At 61.6% G+C, this 15,422-nt stretch carries 14 protein-coding genes and 1 other RNA gene; 7 read left to right on the forward strand and 8 right to left on the reverse strand.

Annotated elements, in window-relative coordinates:
• Nucleotides 1-176 precede the first annotated feature (176 nt).
• From rnpB to ASE36_RS10550, 5 genes are all read right to left on the reverse strand, one after another.
• Nucleotides 177-575: RNase P RNA component class A (rnpB, locus tag ASE36_RS10530), an RNA gene on the reverse strand.
• Nucleotides 576-654: 79 nt separating this feature from the next.
• Entirely contained in the window at nt 655-1,845 is a 1,191-nt protein-coding gene (locus ASE36_RS10535) for an NAD(P)/FAD-dependent oxidoreductase (protein ID WP_062279029.1), read from the reverse strand.
• A gap of 85 nt (nt 1,846-1,930) precedes the next feature.
• The gene (locus ASE36_RS10540; RefSeq protein ID WP_062279032.1) at nt 1,931-2,455 is read right to left on the reverse strand and encodes a lytic transglycosylase domain-containing protein; all 525 of its coding nucleotides are present in this window, start codon (nt 2,453-2,455) and stop codon (nt 1,931-1,933) included.
• Between the two features lie 257 nt (nt 2,456-2,712).
• The gene (locus ASE36_RS10545) at nt 2,713-3,474 is read right to left on the reverse strand and encodes an N-acetylmuramoyl-L-alanine amidase (RefSeq protein WP_062279034.1); all 762 of its coding nucleotides are present in this window, start codon (nt 3,472-3,474) and stop codon (nt 2,713-2,715) included.
• Nucleotides 3,471-4,208: a J domain-containing protein gene (locus ASE36_RS10550; RefSeq protein ID WP_062279037.1), complete on the reverse strand. Its 738-nt coding sequence runs from the start codon at nt 4,206-4,208 to the stop codon at nt 3,471-3,473. The genes ASE36_RS10545 and ASE36_RS10550 overlap by 4 nt, the downstream gene beginning before the upstream one ends.
• 327 nt (nt 4,209-4,535) lie before the next feature.
• On the opposite strand from ASE36_RS10550, the gene ASE36_RS10555 reads away from it, so the two are divergent.
• The 3 genes from ASE36_RS10555 (at nt 4,536) to ASE36_RS10565 (ending at nt 7,532) form a co-directional block, all read left to right on the forward strand.
• Nucleotides 4,536-5,750: a pyrophosphate--fructose-6-phosphate 1-phosphotransferase gene (locus tag ASE36_RS10555; protein WP_062279040.1), complete on the forward strand. Its 1,215-nt coding sequence runs from the start codon at nt 4,536-4,538 to the stop codon at nt 5,748-5,750.
• A 46-nt stretch (nt 5,751-5,796) separates the two neighbouring features.
• Nucleotides 5,797-6,432, forward strand: coding sequence for a LysE family translocator (locus tag ASE36_RS10560; RefSeq protein WP_062279043.1), 636 nt, complete (start codon nt 5,797-5,799; stop codon nt 6,430-6,432).
• Between the two features lie 122 nt (nt 6,433-6,554).
• Nucleotides 6,555-7,532 carry a lytic transglycosylase domain-containing protein gene (locus ASE36_RS10565; protein WP_062279045.1) on the forward strand — a complete coding sequence of 326 codons (978 nt, stop codon included), beginning with the start codon at nt 6,555-6,557 and terminating at the stop codon, nt 7,530-7,532.
• A 19-nt stretch (nt 7,533-7,551) separates the two neighbouring features.
• Here the strand turns inward: ASE36_RS10565 and ASE36_RS10570 are convergent, their stop codons facing one another.
• Nucleotides 7,552-8,922, reverse strand: a complete 1,371-nt coding sequence (locus tag ASE36_RS10570; protein ID WP_062281221.1) for a serine hydrolase domain-containing protein — start codon at nt 8,920-8,922, stop codon at nt 7,552-7,554.
• Between the two features lie 101 nt (nt 8,923-9,023).
• The gene (locus tag ASE36_RS10575) at nt 9,024-10,598 is read right to left on the reverse strand and encodes a putative bifunctional diguanylate cyclase/phosphodiesterase (RefSeq protein WP_082511006.1); all 1,575 of its coding nucleotides are present in this window, start codon (nt 10,596-10,598) and stop codon (nt 9,024-9,026) included.
• A 140-nt stretch (nt 10,599-10,738) separates the two neighbouring features.
• Here ASE36_RS10575 and ASE36_RS10580 point away from each other — a divergent pair, with 140 nt between their 5' ends.
• The 4 genes from ASE36_RS10580 to ASE36_RS10595 all read left to right on the forward strand — a co-directional run bounded on the left by ASE36_RS10580 (nt 10,739) and on the right by ASE36_RS10595 (nt 14,894).
• On the forward strand, nt 10,739-11,989 hold the full coding sequence (locus tag ASE36_RS10580; RefSeq protein WP_062279051.1) for a DUF3419 family protein: 1,251 nt from the start codon (nt 10,739-10,741) through the stop codon (nt 11,987-11,989).
• Nucleotides 11,986-12,705: a class I SAM-dependent methyltransferase gene (locus ASE36_RS10585; RefSeq protein ID WP_082511008.1), complete on the forward strand. Its 720-nt coding sequence runs from the start codon at nt 11,986-11,988 to the stop codon at nt 12,703-12,705. The genes ASE36_RS10580 and ASE36_RS10585 overlap by 4 nt, the downstream gene beginning before the upstream one ends.
• Before the next feature lie 95 nt (nt 12,706-12,800).
• A complete protein-coding gene (locus ASE36_RS10590; protein ID WP_062279053.1) occupies nt 12,801-13,580 on the forward strand; it encodes a GH25 family lysozyme in 780 nt (259 codons plus the stop codon).
• A gap of 129 nt (nt 13,581-13,709) precedes the next feature.
• Complete coding sequence (locus ASE36_RS10595; RefSeq protein WP_062279055.1) at nt 13,710-14,894, forward strand: lytic murein transglycosylase; 1,185 nt, start codon at nt 13,710-13,712, stop codon at nt 14,892-14,894.
• A gap of 177 nt (nt 14,895-15,071) precedes the next feature.
• Here the strand turns inward: ASE36_RS10595 and ASE36_RS22585 are convergent, their stop codons facing one another.
• A complete protein-coding gene (locus tag ASE36_RS22585) occupies nt 15,072-15,410 on the reverse strand; it encodes a hypothetical protein (RefSeq protein ID WP_156378631.1) in 339 nt (112 codons plus the stop codon).
• Nucleotides 15,411-15,422: the final 12 nt, after the last annotated feature.

The following is a 15,422-nucleotide window of genomic DNA, read 5'->3' on the forward strand; positions in this document are numbered from 1 at the left end:
GGTTAAGCTTAACGAATGGTTAGAAACGCCTGTTTCCAGAGCAGTTTTCGGCCCGACGAAGCCTGCCGCTCCCGATCCGTGTGCGAGCCGCCGGAACAGTTTTCTGGCCGCAGTTTCAGCCGCTTGGCGAAAACTTCGGGCCCAGCGCCTATCGGTCGCCGGAAGAAAGAGGAGATTTTGCCAGTTGGCCTGTAAGCCGGGTTCTGTATGGCCCCGGTTTCCCGGGACGTGGCAGCCATTCATCTGGGACAGCGTTTGCACACTGCCTCGCGCAACCCACCCGGATGACTGGCCCGGAAACAGGCTGTAGTGGCGCTTGCGCGTCACCCGCGTCATCCCTATTCGGTCTTGCTCCCGGTGGGGTTTACCGTGCCGTCCCTGTCACCAGCGACGCGGTGGGCTCTTACCCCACCCTTTCACCCTTACCTCGCATGCGAGGCGGTTTGCTTTCTGTGGCACTTTCCCTGAGGTCGCCCTCGCCGGACGTTATCCGGCACCGTATTTCCGTGGAGCCCGGACTTTCCTCACCCTACCGCCTTTCGGCATTGGTAAAGCGCGGCTGCCCGGCCAACTGGCAAGCGGTCCTTAAACGACGCGCGGACCGAATGCCAACGAAAATGACGCAGTGCGCGCGACTTGGCCGCTTTTGGTGAATCAGTCTGTGAAGACAGGCTGGAAAACGTCGCCATAGGCGTCGTCGACGATCCTGCCATGCAGGATCAGTTCGGCGCCCAGGCGGCCGATTTCATCCGAACTCTTGGCAGCGGCGCCGCAGCCGCCCGTCAACACGGCGACACGTTCGCTGGCATAGCCAATCGCCGGATAGTTCTCGGGCGTGAACGAGGTCACGCAGGCCGCCATGGAGATCGGGGCCTTTGCCAGGCTCGGCACGATCTGCCCGATGATCCGCTGCAGATGATTGCGGGTGCTGATGCGCCCACCCCGCCGGAACCAGGCGCGGATCTCCGGCTCGGCTTCAAGCAGCAGATCGTCGGGATCGCCGCCGATCTTCAGATAGGTCTTGCCATCAGGATAACGCACCGGCGGCAGGAGATAGATGTGATCGATGGGATCGTCCGGTTGATGAATGAGCGACGGCATGCCGGCATAGGCCGGGAGGTCCGCATCGGCTATCTCGAAGAAGGCGACCGTGCGACCATAGACCTTGAGATCGAGAGCGCGCGGCAGCAGGTTCTCGTTGATCGTAAAGCCGCCCGCCGCCACCAGAACCCGGTCGGCCATGTAGACCGCACCATCATCCGTTGTCACCACGCAGGCGCCGCTCTCCTCCCGCACCGAAACTACCGTCTGCCGGATGACGCGGGCGCCGGCCTTCTCGGCGAGTGCGCTCTGGGCCTGCACCAGTCGGCGCGGGTTGACGTAACCAGCATTGCGCGGTTCGTGCACCCCCTCGCAAGCGTCACCGAAGTCGAAGTAGGGGAAGCGTTGTTTCAAGTCGACGGCCGACAGAAGATCCGTCTCGACGCCAAGCGCGTCGGCGGCAACTTTGACCTGGCTTACATAGGGATCCCGCCCTCCCCGCTTCGGTCCGACGATCAGGCATCCGACTTCGTTATAGAAATCGATGCCGCTCTCCGCGGCAATCGCCCCATAGCGGGCGATCGAGCGGTTGGCCAAACGCGCCCAGACCGGGTCCGAATCGATGGTGCGGGTGATACGGGCCTCGTCGTAGTGGCTGGCAAAGACCCCATCGTGCCGGCCCCAGTCCTTGGGCTCGTCCGGACCGATGACCGCGACCGTTTCATCGGCAAGTGCGAGATATCGGGCAGAAGCCGCACCCATCATGCCACGACCAACGACAATCGTACTGAAATGCTCAACCATTATATCACCACCTGAAATCGACAGCCGGTGATAGCATGGGCCGCAAACCTGTCCATGGAAGCAAAGCCCTCGGCCACAGGTTTTCTCAGCTGCCGATCAGCGCAATAACCTTGCCGCAATAGCGCTTGGAGACCGGGTTCATCCGCTTGGCACCATGCCCGGCATTGTAGCGCAGGATCGTGCCGCAGGTCTCGCCGCCACCCAGTTCATGGGCCATCGACAGATACTTCATGCCGTAGCGAATATTGGTCTCGGGATCGTAGAGGCCCTTGGTCGTGCCGCGATAGCCCATGGCGCGGGCGGTGGCTGGCTTGATCTGCATCAGACCAACTTCACCAGCGCTGCCTCGAGCCTTTGGATTGAAGTTGCTTTCGATGCGCACCACCGCATGGGCGAGATCGACGGGAACACCATAGGTTTTCGCGTATTTCGAGATGATCTTGCCATAGGGGCTTTTCGAAAAGGAAGGGGCAACGGGAAAACCGGCATCTCGGGTGATGGTCTTCAGCGACCATGTCGAGCGCGTTTCCTTTTCACCGGCCGATGCAGTCTGGATCTGAGTCAAAAGGATAGCGAGGCATGCCGCAGCAGCAACCAGTCGTCTTGTCATGGGAAGGGTCAGTCTCCGTACAAAGGTCGAAACCGGCGCGCGTCAAAGCGGACGCAATCCTTGCGTCGCGAGCCCTGCATGGGCTCCCCGTTCCAGACCTTCAGTGTTTATGTTTGCGACGGGCACCTGATGGAGCCGCCGTCGCGTTCAGCCCGGTCTTTAGACCCCGGCAATAAGGAAATCGTGTGGCGCTGCAACAAAACTGCGGCCGAAGCGTTCGCGCGGAGCCTCTCGGGAGGTGGTTCCGAAACCCCGTTTCAGGCGTATCGCGGCAGCTGCGTCAGCAGGCGGTGCAGGGTCTCAATGGTCGAGCTATCGGCCACACCGTCAACCTTGGCGGGTCGGAAATGCCGCTGGAACGCCGCAACCACACCCTCGGTGCGCAGGCAATATTCGCCCGAAATCTCAATGCCATACCCATAGAGTGAGAGCATCGACTGCAGCGCTTCGACCGGTTGGCCGGCGTCACCCCGCTGGAAGAAGCGCCCACCGCCAATCGGGGACGGCTCGACCCAGTGCCCGACGCCTGCTGCAGCCAGCTTTCCCCAGGGGAAATTTTCACCCGGATCAACCTTGCGGATGGGAGCCACATCGGAGTGCGCCAGCACCCGTTCGGCCGGGATTTGATGCCGTTCGACGCAATCGCGACACAATTCGATCAGGGCTTCGATCTGCCGGTCTGGGAAATCCGGCAGCCCACCGGGATGACCTGGATTGGCGATTTCGATGCCGATCGAGCGCGAATTGATGTCCGTCTCGTCGTGCCAGACGCTTTTGCCCGCGTGCCAGGCACGCCTGGCCTCCGGCACCATCTGCACCACGCGCCCGTCCTCATGCACCAGATAGTGGCTGGAGACCTGGCTCTCGACATTGCACAGCCAAGCCTGCGCGCCTTCGGCAGATGGCATGCCGGTATAATGCAGAAGGAGAATATCCGGCCGCTCGACGCCGACCCGCTCGCCATGATTGGGCGACGGGCAAACCTCGGCGCCGACGAAATCCGCAATAAACGACGTCATGCCGCGCGGCGCGCCTTTTCGATCGCCGAATAGGCCGCGTTGAACTTGGCCATGCGATGGTTGGCGACGCTATGGAATTCCGTCGGGATACCGCGTGCGTGCAACCGGTCAGGATGATGTTCGGCGGCTAGCGCGCGATACTTCTTGCGGATCGTCGCGAAATCATCCGATGGCTTCACGCCGAGCACGCCGTAGGGGTCGCCATCGACATGGATGTGCCGCTCCGTGATCATGGCAAAGCGCTCTTCGGAGATCGAGAAGATCTCCGCGATCCGCGACAGGAATGCGAGTTCCTTCTCATGCACCAGACCATCGGCCTTGGCGATATGGAAGAGCGCATCGATGATGTCTTCCAGTACCGGGCAAAACTGGTCGCAGGTCCGGCACATACTGGCGAGGTTCTTCGCGTAGGTCTCGAAACCCGCCACGTCCTGACGGGCGAGATTGTAAAGCCGCGCCACATTGCGCGCTTCCTCGGGCGGGAATTCGAAGATCTTGCGAAAGGCTTCGACCTCAGCATTCGAGACGACGCCGTCTGCCTTTGCCATCTTGGCGGAGAGCGCAATGATCGCAACCGAGAAGGAGACCCGGCGCCGCGTCTCGGGGTCTCCTTCGAAGGCAGTGCGCACCGCTTCCACGATGCTGCCGATCACATTGCCGGCCGCCTCACCGATCGCACCCAGCAAACGGTCCCAGAATGACGAAATTTGTTCGCAGGCGAAATCGAATATCATGAATGAGATTGACCAAATATGGGGCCAAAAAGCAAGAAGATCGCCCCATTGGGCGGGATTAAAGTTTCTTCATGTCCAATTGCTTTTGTTGAACCGGGGCGATCTTGGACACCGTCGCGACGAGCCATTGCCTTTTCCACAGCCCCCAGACATGCGAGCCAGCAATTGAAACGATTGAAACTCCACTTCCGCCAAACTTTACCGCACAAGCCAGCGAAATTGCGGAAATCGTTGCATTTTTTTCTTTACAGCTCGGCGCCGCTGTCGCATCCCTTTAGCCCCGACCGTGAAGATGCAGGCGGATGATCGCCTGTCCTAGGAGGATTTATGGCCAAGCAGAAAGTCGCGATGTTGACCGCCGGGGGCCTCGCCCCCTGTCTTTCCTCCGCAGTCGGCGGCCTCATCGAGCGCTACACCGACATTGCTCCGGAAATCGAGCTGGTCGCCTATAAGTCCGGCTTTCGCGGCATGCTGATGGACTACAAGATCGAGATTACCCGTGAGATGCGGGAAAAGGCACATGTCCTGCATCGCTATGGCGGCTCGCCGATCGGCAACAGCCGCGTCAAGCTCACCAACACAGCCGACTGCGTGAAGCGCGGCTTGGTGAAGGAAGGCGAGAACCCCTTGCGGGTCGCGGCCGAACGGCTCGCGGCTGACGGCATCACCATCCTCCACACCATCGGCGGCGACGACACCAACACCACGGCAGCCGATCTCGCCGCCTATCTCGGCGCCAACGGCTACAACCTGACGGTCGTCGGCATGCCGAAGACGGTCGACAACGACGTCTACCCGATCAAGCAGACGCTCGGCGCCTGGACGGCGGCCGAAGTCGGCGCGCGTTTCTTCGACCATGTCTCGAACGAGCAGAGCGCATCGCCGCGAACGCTCGTCATTCACGAGGTCATGGGTCGCCATTGCGGCTGGCTGACCGCCGCCACCGCCCGCGCCTATATGCAGCGCACGAAGAACAACGAATATGTCGACGGCTTCATGATGAACCAGGAGCTGAAGAACATCGACGGGCTTTATCTGCCCGAAACGCATTTCGACATGCATGCCGAGGCAGCCCGCCTTAAGGACATCATGGACCGCACCGGCTTCGTTACCCTCTTCGTCTCCGAAGGCGCCTGCATGGACGAGATCGTCACCGAACGCGAGGCCGCCGGCGAAGAGATCAAGCGCGATGCCTTCGGCCATGTGAAGCTCGACACGATCAATGTCGGCAATTGGTTCCAGAAGCACTTCGCCAAGCTGCTCGATGCCGACCGCTCCATGGTGCAGAAGTCCGGCTACTATGCCCGCTCTGCCCCGGCCAACTACGACGACCTCCGCCTGATCCAGAGCATGGTCGATCTCGCGGTCGAAAGCGGCCTCAACAAGGTCTCCGGCGTGACCGGCCACGACGAGGATCAGGGCGGACGCTTGCGCACCATCGAGTTCCCGCGCATCCGCGGCGGCAAGCCCTTCGACCTGTCGTCACCCTGGTTCCAAGAAGTGATGGACTATCTCGGCCAGAAGTATCGTCCGATCAATTGACCTGGGCTCAGAAAACTGGCTTCCTCTCATGTGAGGAGTGAGTGCCATGTCCAATGCAAGCTGGATCGTTTTTGCCGTCGCCTCGGTGGCGTTGTTGGCCGTGCCCGGTCGCTCTGCGCTGCTGGTCATAGCGTATGCCCTGGGGCATGGGAAGAAGACGGCCTTCGCGACGGTAACCGGCGTCACGCTCGGCAATCTGGTGGCGATCGGGGTCGCGCTTGCGGCCCTTTTGCTGATGCTGCAGATGCCACCGGCCGCCTATGACTACGCCATTTGGTTCGGCAGTGCCTTTATCGTCTATGTCGCCGTGCGCACCTGGCGCGCACCGGTCGCCGGCGGCCTCATTGCCGACAATGACAATCTGCCGGAAGAAAAGCCGCTGCGAGTCATCGCCCATTGCTGTCGCGAAACGATACGCAACACCCGCAACACGCTCTTCCTTGTCGCATTGCTGCCGCAATTCATGACGGCAGGAGAGGCTTTCCTGCCGCATGCCTGGGAGTTTGCGACGACCTTTGCAATCCTCTCAGTCGTAACCACCCTCGCCTATGCGCTCGCGGCTGGCAAGATACGAGAATTCTTGAGGAAACACCCCAAACGCCGGGGCATCACGCGCGCCAGCGGCACGGTTCTGATCGCCGCCGGAACGGTCACTGCGGGCTATCGAAAGATCGCCGCATAGGCTGCAGAAAGGCGTGGCAGCTCCGTAAGCTTGCCGCAATGCTGGGCATAGATTAAGAAACGGAAATCTGATCGGTGGTGATTTGCCTATCGATTACCTGCTTCTCGTAGACGGATAGTGGCATGATCGTCAGAAAAGACCGCGGCATCGCCCTTTGCTTGGCTGTTTCAGTGCTGTCAGGCCTGGCTGGATGCACCGCGATCGATGAGAGCGTGAAGGCGGATGTCACGGCAGCACCGGTGACCAATCCGAATTCGCCAGAAATGCTGGCCGCCAAGGCAGCCGAAGCCGCAACCAGTGGGCAGACGCCCGCACAGGTCGCAGGCCAATCCGCGGCCCCTGCGGCCATGACCCAGGCCGAACTGGCCGCCGCCAATCCCGGACCCGCCCCGATAATCCCCGGCACAGAGACCGCAGCCCCGATCCCCGCCCTCAAGGAATCCGCTCTTTCGGCCACGGCTCCTCAGACCGCCGCCACCCAGGCGCTGACCTTGGTCACCACGCCACCCGGCGTGCCCGCACAGCAAGCCTTGACCGCAGCAGCAGCACCCATGGAGGCAACGCTTGCGGCCCCGGCATCGGCACAAGCCCTGCAGCAACCGACATCGACGGCAGCCTCCCCTGCCCCCGTGGTACTGGCCTATGCCGCACCGCTTCGTGCGACGGCCCTCACCAGCTTCGGCGACCCCTTCGACATTTCGCCTCCCGGCGATCCGGATGCCTTTGAGGCAGCACCGCAGCCGGAGATGGTTGGCCCGACGCGCCTCAATGCGCTGATCAAGAAATACGCCAAGATCTACGAGGTGCCGGAAGAACTGGTCCACCGCGTCGTGCGTCGCGAAAGCCGCTACAATCCCTCGGCCTATAGCCGTGGCAATTACGGGCTGATGCAGATCCGCTACAACACGGCCAAGGCCATGGGCTACGACGGTCCCGCCGAGGGCCTGTTCGACGCGGAAACCAACATCAAATACGCGGTCAAATACCTGAAAGGCGCCTGGCTCGTCGCCGACAATGACCACGACGGCGCCGTCCGTCTCTACGCCCGCGGTTATTATTATGATGCCAAGCGCCGGGGCCTGCTGCATCTGACGCAGTAAAGCCTGCCTCTTACACCGATCACTTCAGGGCGTCACGGATCGCGGCAACCAGTCGCTGCGGTCGATAACCACCACGGCTCGGCGTCAGCCCCATCCGCACCACGACCAGATTTTCGGAAGGAATGACGGCCACGGACTGTCCGTCATGGCCAAGCAGCCACAGGACATCCGCCGGAAGACCGTAATGCGCGTCCGCGTCGTCCCCCGGCCCCTGCCGCCAGGCCTGCGCCCCGCCATAAACACCGCCGGAAGCCGTTGTCGGCGTCATCATACGGGTCACGAAATCGGAGGGGACAATGGCCTTGCCGTCCCAGACGCCGCCTTGTGCCAGCAACAATCCGAACCTGGCCCAATCCCGCGCGGTCGCGTACAAATACGAACTCCCGACCAGAGTCCCATGCGCGTCCGCCTCAAGCACGGCGCTGCGCATGCCGATCGGGTCGAACAGCGCCTTGCGGGGATAGGCGAGCGCCTGCTTGGGATCGGAGAAGCGCGACATCCACCATTGCGAAATCAAAACCGCCTCGCCGGAGGAATAGGTGAACCGCGTCCCGCGCTCAACCGCGGCCGGCAGCGAGAGCGCATAGGCTGCCATGTCAGACTGCAGATAGAGCATGCGCGTCACGTCGGTGACGTCGCCATAATCTTCGTTGAAATCGAGTCCGCTTTGCATGGCCAAGAGATCGGATAGCCGGATCTGCGCTCTGGTGTCGGCAGCCCACTCGGGAAACAGGCCGTCGATATCGAGATCCACAGCCTGATCGGCCGCCACCCTGCCGGCAAGCACTGCATTGACGCTTTTGGCCATCGACCAGCCGAGCAGAGGCGTCTGGGCGTTGAACCCGGCGCCATAGCTCTCCCCGACGATGCGCCCATCTTTGACCACGACCACGGCACGATAGGCGGAACCCAGCAGGGCCTGGTCCTGCAGCACCGTCGACAGACGCGGATCCGCCGCATCGATACGCTCCCCCCCAGGCCAGGACACAGTGTCATCAGAAGGAACGGCTTCGGAAACCGGGGCCGAAATGCCTTGCGCCGAGGCAATGTCGCCATCCGGCACCGAGGCACAGCCGAGTCCGTCGCGATAGACGGAAACGGACGGCGCGATAAAGCCGGCGAGCTCAGCCTTGACCAGCCGCCGATCCATGTCCACCTCGACACCGAAAAGTTTCAACAGCGGATGTCCCGGTGCCTGAACGTCATCCGCAAGCACGTCATCGGCATCGCGCCCGGCGAGGAAGACGTTCGAACAGACGATTTTGGCCGCATAGCCCGTCCCCACTCTCAACAGGTCAGGCGGCACCAGCCACAGCCACACGCATCCACCCAGGACCAGGATGGCGAGAGCAGCCCCGATAGCGAGCAACAGTTTTGACAGGAGACGCATGTTTTCCTCCGCAGTTGCGGCCATGCAATCAGGAAATCATGACAGGCGAAAGAGGACCGGCGGCAATGCCCGCCTCTGTCCCCGCTTGAAAGAGAGAGAACTCAGTGGACGGGCAGCGCAGACGTACCGGCACCCAGACGCGACTGCAGATAGCCGAGCACCTCACCGGCGCCGAATGGCCGCGAGAACAGGAAGCCCTGCGCCTCACCGATCCCGAGCACCCTGACGAATTCCAGCTGCCGCGCGGTTTCGATGCCTTCGATCGTCGTCTTCACCTGGAAAGTCTCGGACAGCTTGTGCATGAGGTCGACGAGCATAGCGCCCTGGCTCGTCTCGACCATCTGCTGGGCAAAGGACCGGTCGATCTTCAACTCGTCCAGCGGAAACTTCCTCAGGTGATGGATCGAGGCAAAACCGGTGCCGAAATCATCGAGTGCGATGCGCACCCCACCCGAGCGCAACTGCGCCAGGCTACGGCAGACGAGTTCGAGCTCGACCGAAAAGACCGATTCCGTCACTTCCACCGTCAACCGCTCCGGCGAAAGGCCCGCCTCGGCGAGACTGTCGAACACATGGGCGACGAAGCCCGGATCCTTGAACTGATCGCCGGAGACATTGACACTGACACCCGTTGGTGCCGGCCAGCGTGCAGCCTCCTGGCAGGCTTGCTGAACCACCCAGCGGCCGATATCGAGGATGATACCGATCCGCTCGGCAATCGGAATGAAGACGTCCGGCGCGACCAGGCCGCGCGTCGGATGCTGCCAGCGCAACAACGCTTCCAATGAGCGAACCTGGCCGTTCTTCACGCCCACGATGGGCTGGTATTCCAGATAGAACTCGCCCTCGCTCAGAGCCTGGGCCAGATCACGCTCAAGCTCCAGCGTCTCGATCGCCTCTTGCGCCAAAGCCTGGTCGTAAAAGGCATGGCTCGCGCCGAATCGCTGTTTGGCACGGTCGAGCGCCAGATTGGCGCGCTTGATGACAAGCGAAAGGTCATCATCGGACGCCAGCAGAAGCGTCGCCCCGATGCTGACGCCGGCAAAGACCCGCTTCTGTTGCAGCTGAAACGCTTGCGACAGGCTGCCTTCGATCTCCAGGCAGAAGAATTCGGCAATGGCTTTCGACGAGGCCTTGGGCAGGATGACGGCGAACTCGTCGCCACCGAGCCGGAAGATGAGCGCATCTTCGCCAACCGCTCGGCGAAGACGGCGTGACACCTGGACGAGCAGATGATCGCCCGCGTCTTGCCCCATGGTGTCGTTGACGAATTTGAACCGGTCGATATCGATCAGCAACAGCGCATGATCGCTGCGCTTCTCAGAACCGAGGATCGATCGCAGACTGTCCTGCAGCGCAACGCGATTGCCAAGCCCCGTCAGGGGATCCCGACAGGCCAACAGCAGGTCATCGCTTCGCCCGTGTTCCAGCTCGCTGATCTGGCCGCGGAGTCTCTGTTCGAAATAGCCGAAATTCCCGGCAAGCAGGGCACCGGCGATGGGAAGCCCTGCCAGAATGAGATGGGGCCAGGACGACAGAATGTCGAAGACCTCCCCGTCGGCCAGGTCCGACCAAAGGAGAGGAAGAGCGGAAATGGCCGGTGCAATGGCGCCGGCAAAAAACCCGGCAACGGAATATCGGACAATCCGGCCCGGAGGCGTCTTCATTAACATCATGTTAAAACACCCAAATGATATGGGGATAATTTGATTTAAAAGCCTTTAGATTCCGTTAGCCGGCAACGTCCGAACCGCGTCATCAAACTGTAGCACCGGCCAGCTACACGCCATCAACCCTCAAGTGATGGCGGATCGACATGACAGAGCTTGCACCGGATGCCGGGTTTCACCAGAACAAGAAACTGAAGGACGCGCTGCTGCAGCACGCACCGATGTCGGCCGCAGGCCTCTCGGAACGCCTCTTCGGCCTTCTCTTCTCGGGCCTCGTCTATGCCCAGATCTGGGAAGACCCCGAGGTCGACATGGAGGCGATGGAGCTTGCCGAAGGCCACCGCCTCGTCACCATCGGGTCCGGCGGCTGCAATATGCTGGCCTATCTGAGCTGCCGCCCTGCTACCATCGACGTCGTCGATCTCAACCCCAACCATGTCGCGCTCAACCGGCTGAAGCTTGCAGCCTTCCGCCACTTGCCGGATCATGCCGCGGTCCTGCGTTTTCTCGGGACAGAAGGCGAGAAAGGCAATCTCTCTGTCTTCGACCACCATATTGCACGTCATCTCGACGAGACTTCCCGTCGCTACTGGCAGCGACGCAGCCTCAGCGGTCGCCGCCGCGTCAGCGTCTTCAGCCGCAATATCTACCGCACCGGACTGCTCGGTCGCTTCATCGGGATCGGCCACCTGCTTGCCCGCCTGCATGGCGTCAGGCTCGAAGAGATGGTGAAGGCCAAATCCCTGCGCCAGCAGCGCCACATCTTCGACACGCAGATCGCGCCACTCTTCGACCGGCCCCTCATCCGCTGGCTGACGGCGCGCAAGAGTTCGCTCTTCGGCCTCGGCATCCCGCCGCAGCAATATGACGAGCTGGCTGGCCTGTCAGACAGTGGCACGATCGCGCCGATCCTGCGCCACCGGCTCGAAAAGCTCGCCTGCTATTTTCCGCTGAAAGACAATCCCTTCGCCTGGCAGGCCTTCGCGCGCCGCTACCCGCGCGCCGGCGAAGGGCAAATGCCAACCTATCTTCAGCCGCAGCATTTCGAAGCGATAAGCGACTGTACGAACCGCGTCACCGTCCACCATGCCGGCTTCACCGAACTGCTGCGGGAAAAGCCGGCCGCCAGTCTCGACCGCTTCGTCCTGCTCGACGCGCAGGACTGGATGACGCCACAGCAGTTGAACGAACTCTGGACCGAGATCACCCGCACCGCAGCCCCCGGCGCGCGCGTCATCTTCCGCACGGCGGCGGAGGTGAGCGTGCTCGATGGAAAGCTCTCAGACAGCCTGATTGCGCAGTGGTCCTACCTTGCCGATCAGTCCGCACGTCTCGACAAGCGCGACCGCTCGGCGATCTACGGTGGCTTCCACATCTACGAGAAGCGTCCCGCATGAGCGCCGAAACAGGCATGACGGACGGCTCTGGTCACGCGGAACGCATGGACGCCATGTACCGCTATCAGCGGCACATCTACGACCTCACACGCAAATACTATCTTCTCGGCCGCGACCGGATGATTACCGAGCTCGATCTACCCCAGGACGGCACGCTGCTCGAAGTCGGTTGCGGCACCGGCCGCAATCTCCTGGCAGCCCGGCGGCATTATCCGACCGCCCGGCTGCATGGACTGGATATCTCCGCCGAAATGCTGGCATCGGCCCGTCACACCTTCCGCAGGGAAAGCGACCAGCCGGTTTTGCGTGTCGCCGACGCCTCCCGGTTTGCGCCAGAGGATTTTGGCATTGCGGGTTTCGATCGGGTAATGATCTCCTATGCCCTGTCGATGATCCCCGACTGGCAGGCCGCAATCGACCGGGCGCTTGCGGCCCTGTCGCCATCAGGCTCTCTGCACATCGTCGATTTCGGCCAGCAGGAGCGGCTGCCAAGTTTTGCCCATGCCGGGTTGCAGGCATGGCTTGCCCGTTTTCATGTGACGCCCCGGGGAGACCTCAGGGACGTGCTGGAGGGGCAGGCGATGAGAACGGGAACCCGTCTCACCTTCGAGCCCCTCTGGCGCGGCTATGCCTGGCATGCCGTGCTTGGGCGCGGAGGGATGCGACCCTGCGAAAAAATCACTGCATCAGACGGATTGCATGTAACCCCGTTTTAACCATGATGGGGGGAAATGGGATCTCAACGCCTTCGGACCGCCCTCACCCGTCTGTCTGGCCGCGAGATTTTCAGTTCCGGACCCATGGATGACCGATGCGGTGGCTTTCGACGGCACTCTTGCCCATTTGCCTGCTCTTTGCCGGCTGCACATCGGGCAGCTATGACCTGATGGAGACGGCCTCTGTCTCGCCCCGTTTCCACGACACCGACCCCCAGGATTTCGGTGCAAAGACGCCCCATCGCCATCAGGTACACGGCATCGACGTGTCGAAGTGGAACGGCGATATCGACTGGAGCCAGGTTCGCCGCTCCGGCGTCTCCTTCGTCTTCATCAAGGCGACCGAAGGCGGTGATCGTGTCGACCCGCGCTTCAACGAATACTGGCAGGGCGCCCGCGCCGCCGGCCTCGCCTATGCGCCCTATCACTTTTACTATTTCTGCTCGACGGCCGACCAACAGGCAGACTGGTTCATTGCAAACGTTCCGCGCGAGGCGATCCAGCTCCCGCCGGTGCTCGATGCGGAATGGAACCCCTCGTCGAAGACCTGTCGCACCCGACCGGATGCGGCAACGGTGCGCAGCGAAATGAAGCGCTTCATGGACCGGCTCGAAGCCTATTACGGCAAGCGCCCGATCATCTACACCTCGGTCGATTTTCACCGCGACAATCTCGCCGGCGCCTTCGAGGACTATCACTTCTGGGTCCGCGCCGTTGCCCAGCACCCCAGCGAGATCTATTCGGAGCGGCGCTGGGCCTTCTGGCAATATACCTCGACCGGCGTCATCCCCGGCATCCGGGGCGGGACCGACATCAATGTCTTTGCCGGAACAGAGAAGAATTGGCATAACTGGGTCGCTGCCGTTTCCAAGTGATCAATCCGCCTGCCGGCTAGCTGGTAAAGACGCGGGATTGGTCAAGTCTGGTCGGCGGCGCCACAGAACCGTCGTCATGTCCGGCCAGTGTCGCGCCGACCTCCCAAGTCATATCCAAAGGACCGATTGATGAAGCTCGCCACCCGCCTCAGCCTACCCCTCGCCGTGCTGCTCACCTCGACCAGTTTATCCTTCGCGCAGCAATGTGGTGGCGATCTCGGCGCCTTCCTTGATGGCGTTCGCCAGGAATCCCTTGCAGCCGGAACCCCGTCCGACGTGGTGGAGAAGGCGCTGGCCGGCGCCCGGATCGACGAGAAGGTGCTAGCCCGTGACCGCTCCCAGGGTGTCTTCCGCCAGACCTTCCTCGAATTCTCCCAGCGCACCGTCTCCCAGGCCCGCCTCGACATCGGTCGCCAGAAGATGACCGAATATGCCGATACCTTCGCCCGCGCCGAGCAGGAATACGGTGTCCCGGCCGGTGTCATCACCGCCTTCTGGGCGATGGAAACCGATTTTGGCGCAGTACAGGGCGACTTCAACACCCGCAATGCCCTCGTCACCCTCTCCCATGACTGCCGCCGGCCCGAACTGTTCAGGCCGCAATTGCTGGCGCTCATCAAGATGGTCCAGCACGCCGACCTCGACCCCGCGACCAATACCGGCGCCTGGGCCGGTGAAATTGGCCAGGTGCAGATGCTCCCCAAGGACATCATCGAATTCGGCGTGGACGGCGACGGCGACGGACATATCAACGTCAAGACGAGCAGCCCGGATGCCATCCTGACCGCCGCGAAGTTCATTCAGCATCTCGGCTTCAAGCAGGGCGAACCCTGGATCCAGGAAGTGTCCATCCCCGAGAGCCTGCCCTTCGAGAAGTCGGGCCTCGGCGGCACGCTCACTGCCGGCGACTGGTTCAAGCTCGGCGTCACCCCGCGCGATGGTAACACCGGCTTTGCAGCCCTCCCCGCCTCGCTTGTCCTGCCGCAGGGGCGCAAGGGCCCGGCCTTCATCACCTATCCCAATTTCAACATCTATCTCGAATGGAACCAGTCCTTCATCTACACGACCTCGGCCGCCTATTTCGCCACCCGTCTGTCGGGCGCCCCGCCTTATCAGAAGGGCAACCCGGAGCCGGGCCTCAATGTCGATGAGATGAAGATGCTGCAGACCAAGTTGGAAGCGCTCGGTTACGACGTCGGCAAGATCGACGGCATCCTCGGTTCGGGCACGCGCGTGGCCGTCCAGAAGGAGCAGCAGCGCCTTGGGTTGCCGGCCGATGGCTGGGCGACATCCGCCCTCCTCAACGCGCTCTGAAACGAGACCTCAGATCATGCCGAATTCGAAAGCCGGGACGCCAAGTCCCGGTTTTTTTGTGTCGCAGCATTTGTTCCAAGGTTGGAACCCTGGAGATAGCGGCCGGCGATTTTGCGACAAGGTGATGGTCCGTAAGCGCCGCAAACCGCCCTCTAGGCTCACCGTAATTAACCTCCATTAATATTTGGGGAGAGCATCGGAACCGATTGAAATAAAAAACGTTTTAGAAACAGGCGTGACCTTGTCCACCGATTCATGCGGCAGCGCAGCACAGATTCCGCTTTCCGCTGACACAAATCGGACATAATATCTAACGGTCAACGCAAGGAGGCACACAATGGGACTGACCAATTCGCTTAATGTCCTGATCGTCGGTGCGGCGTTTGTTTTCATAGCCACGATGCTGTTCATCTGATCGCAGATCAGACGGACCACCCGCCATGAGACGGCCGGCTGAGGCCTCTCCAGCAGCAATGCTTCAAACCAATTAGAAAGGCGCGTGACAGCATATGTCACGCGCCTTTATCA

Source organism: Rhizobium sp. Root274, assembly GCF_001429245.1.
In the GTDB taxonomy this organism is placed as follows: domain Bacteria; phylum Pseudomonadota; class Alphaproteobacteria; order Rhizobiales; family Rhizobiaceae; genus Allorhizobium.

Coding starts and splice junctions, on each gene's coding strand:
- ASE36_RS10535 (WP_062279029.1), bottom strand. CDS start 1,845: ATGGTTGAGCATTTCAGTACGATTGTCGTTGGTCGTGGCATGATGGGT.
- ASE36_RS10540 (WP_062279032.1), bottom strand. CDS start 2,455: ATGACAAGACGACTGGTTGCTGCTGCGGCATGCCTCGCTATCCTTTTG.
- ASE36_RS10545 (WP_062279034.1), bottom strand. CDS start 3,474: ATGACGTCGTTTATTGCGGATTTCGTCGGCGCCGAGGTTTGCCCGTCG.
- ASE36_RS10550 (WP_062279037.1), bottom strand. CDS start 4,208: ATGATATTCGATTTCGCCTGCGAACAAATTTCGTCATTCTGGGACCGT.
- ASE36_RS10555 (WP_062279040.1), top strand. CDS start 4,536: ATGGCCAAGCAGAAAGTCGCGATGTTGACCGCCGGGGGCCTCGCCCCC.
- ASE36_RS10560 (WP_062279043.1), top strand. CDS start 5,797: ATGTCCAATGCAAGCTGGATCGTTTTTGCCGTCGCCTCGGTGGCGTTG.
- ASE36_RS10565 (WP_062279045.1), top strand. CDS start 6,555: ATGATCGTCAGAAAAGACCGCGGCATCGCCCTTTGCTTGGCTGTTTCA.
- ASE36_RS10570 (WP_062281221.1), bottom strand. CDS start 8,922: ATGCGTCTCCTGTCAAAACTGTTGCTCGCTATCGGGGCTGCTCTCGCC.
- ASE36_RS10575 (WP_082511006.1), bottom strand. CDS start 10,598: ATGATGTTAATGAAGACGCCTCCGGGCCGGATTGTCCGATATTCCGTT.
- ASE36_RS10580 (WP_062279051.1), top strand. CDS start 10,739: ATGACAGAGCTTGCACCGGATGCCGGGTTTCACCAGAACAAGAAACTG.
- ASE36_RS10585 (WP_082511008.1), top strand. CDS start 11,986: ATGAGCGCCGAAACAGGCATGACGGACGGCTCTGGTCACGCGGAACGC.
- ASE36_RS10590 (WP_062279053.1), top strand. CDS start 12,801: ATGCGGTGGCTTTCGACGGCACTCTTGCCCATTTGCCTGCTCTTTGCC.
- ASE36_RS10595 (WP_062279055.1), top strand. CDS start 13,710: ATGAAGCTCGCCACCCGCCTCAGCCTACCCCTCGCCGTGCTGCTCACC.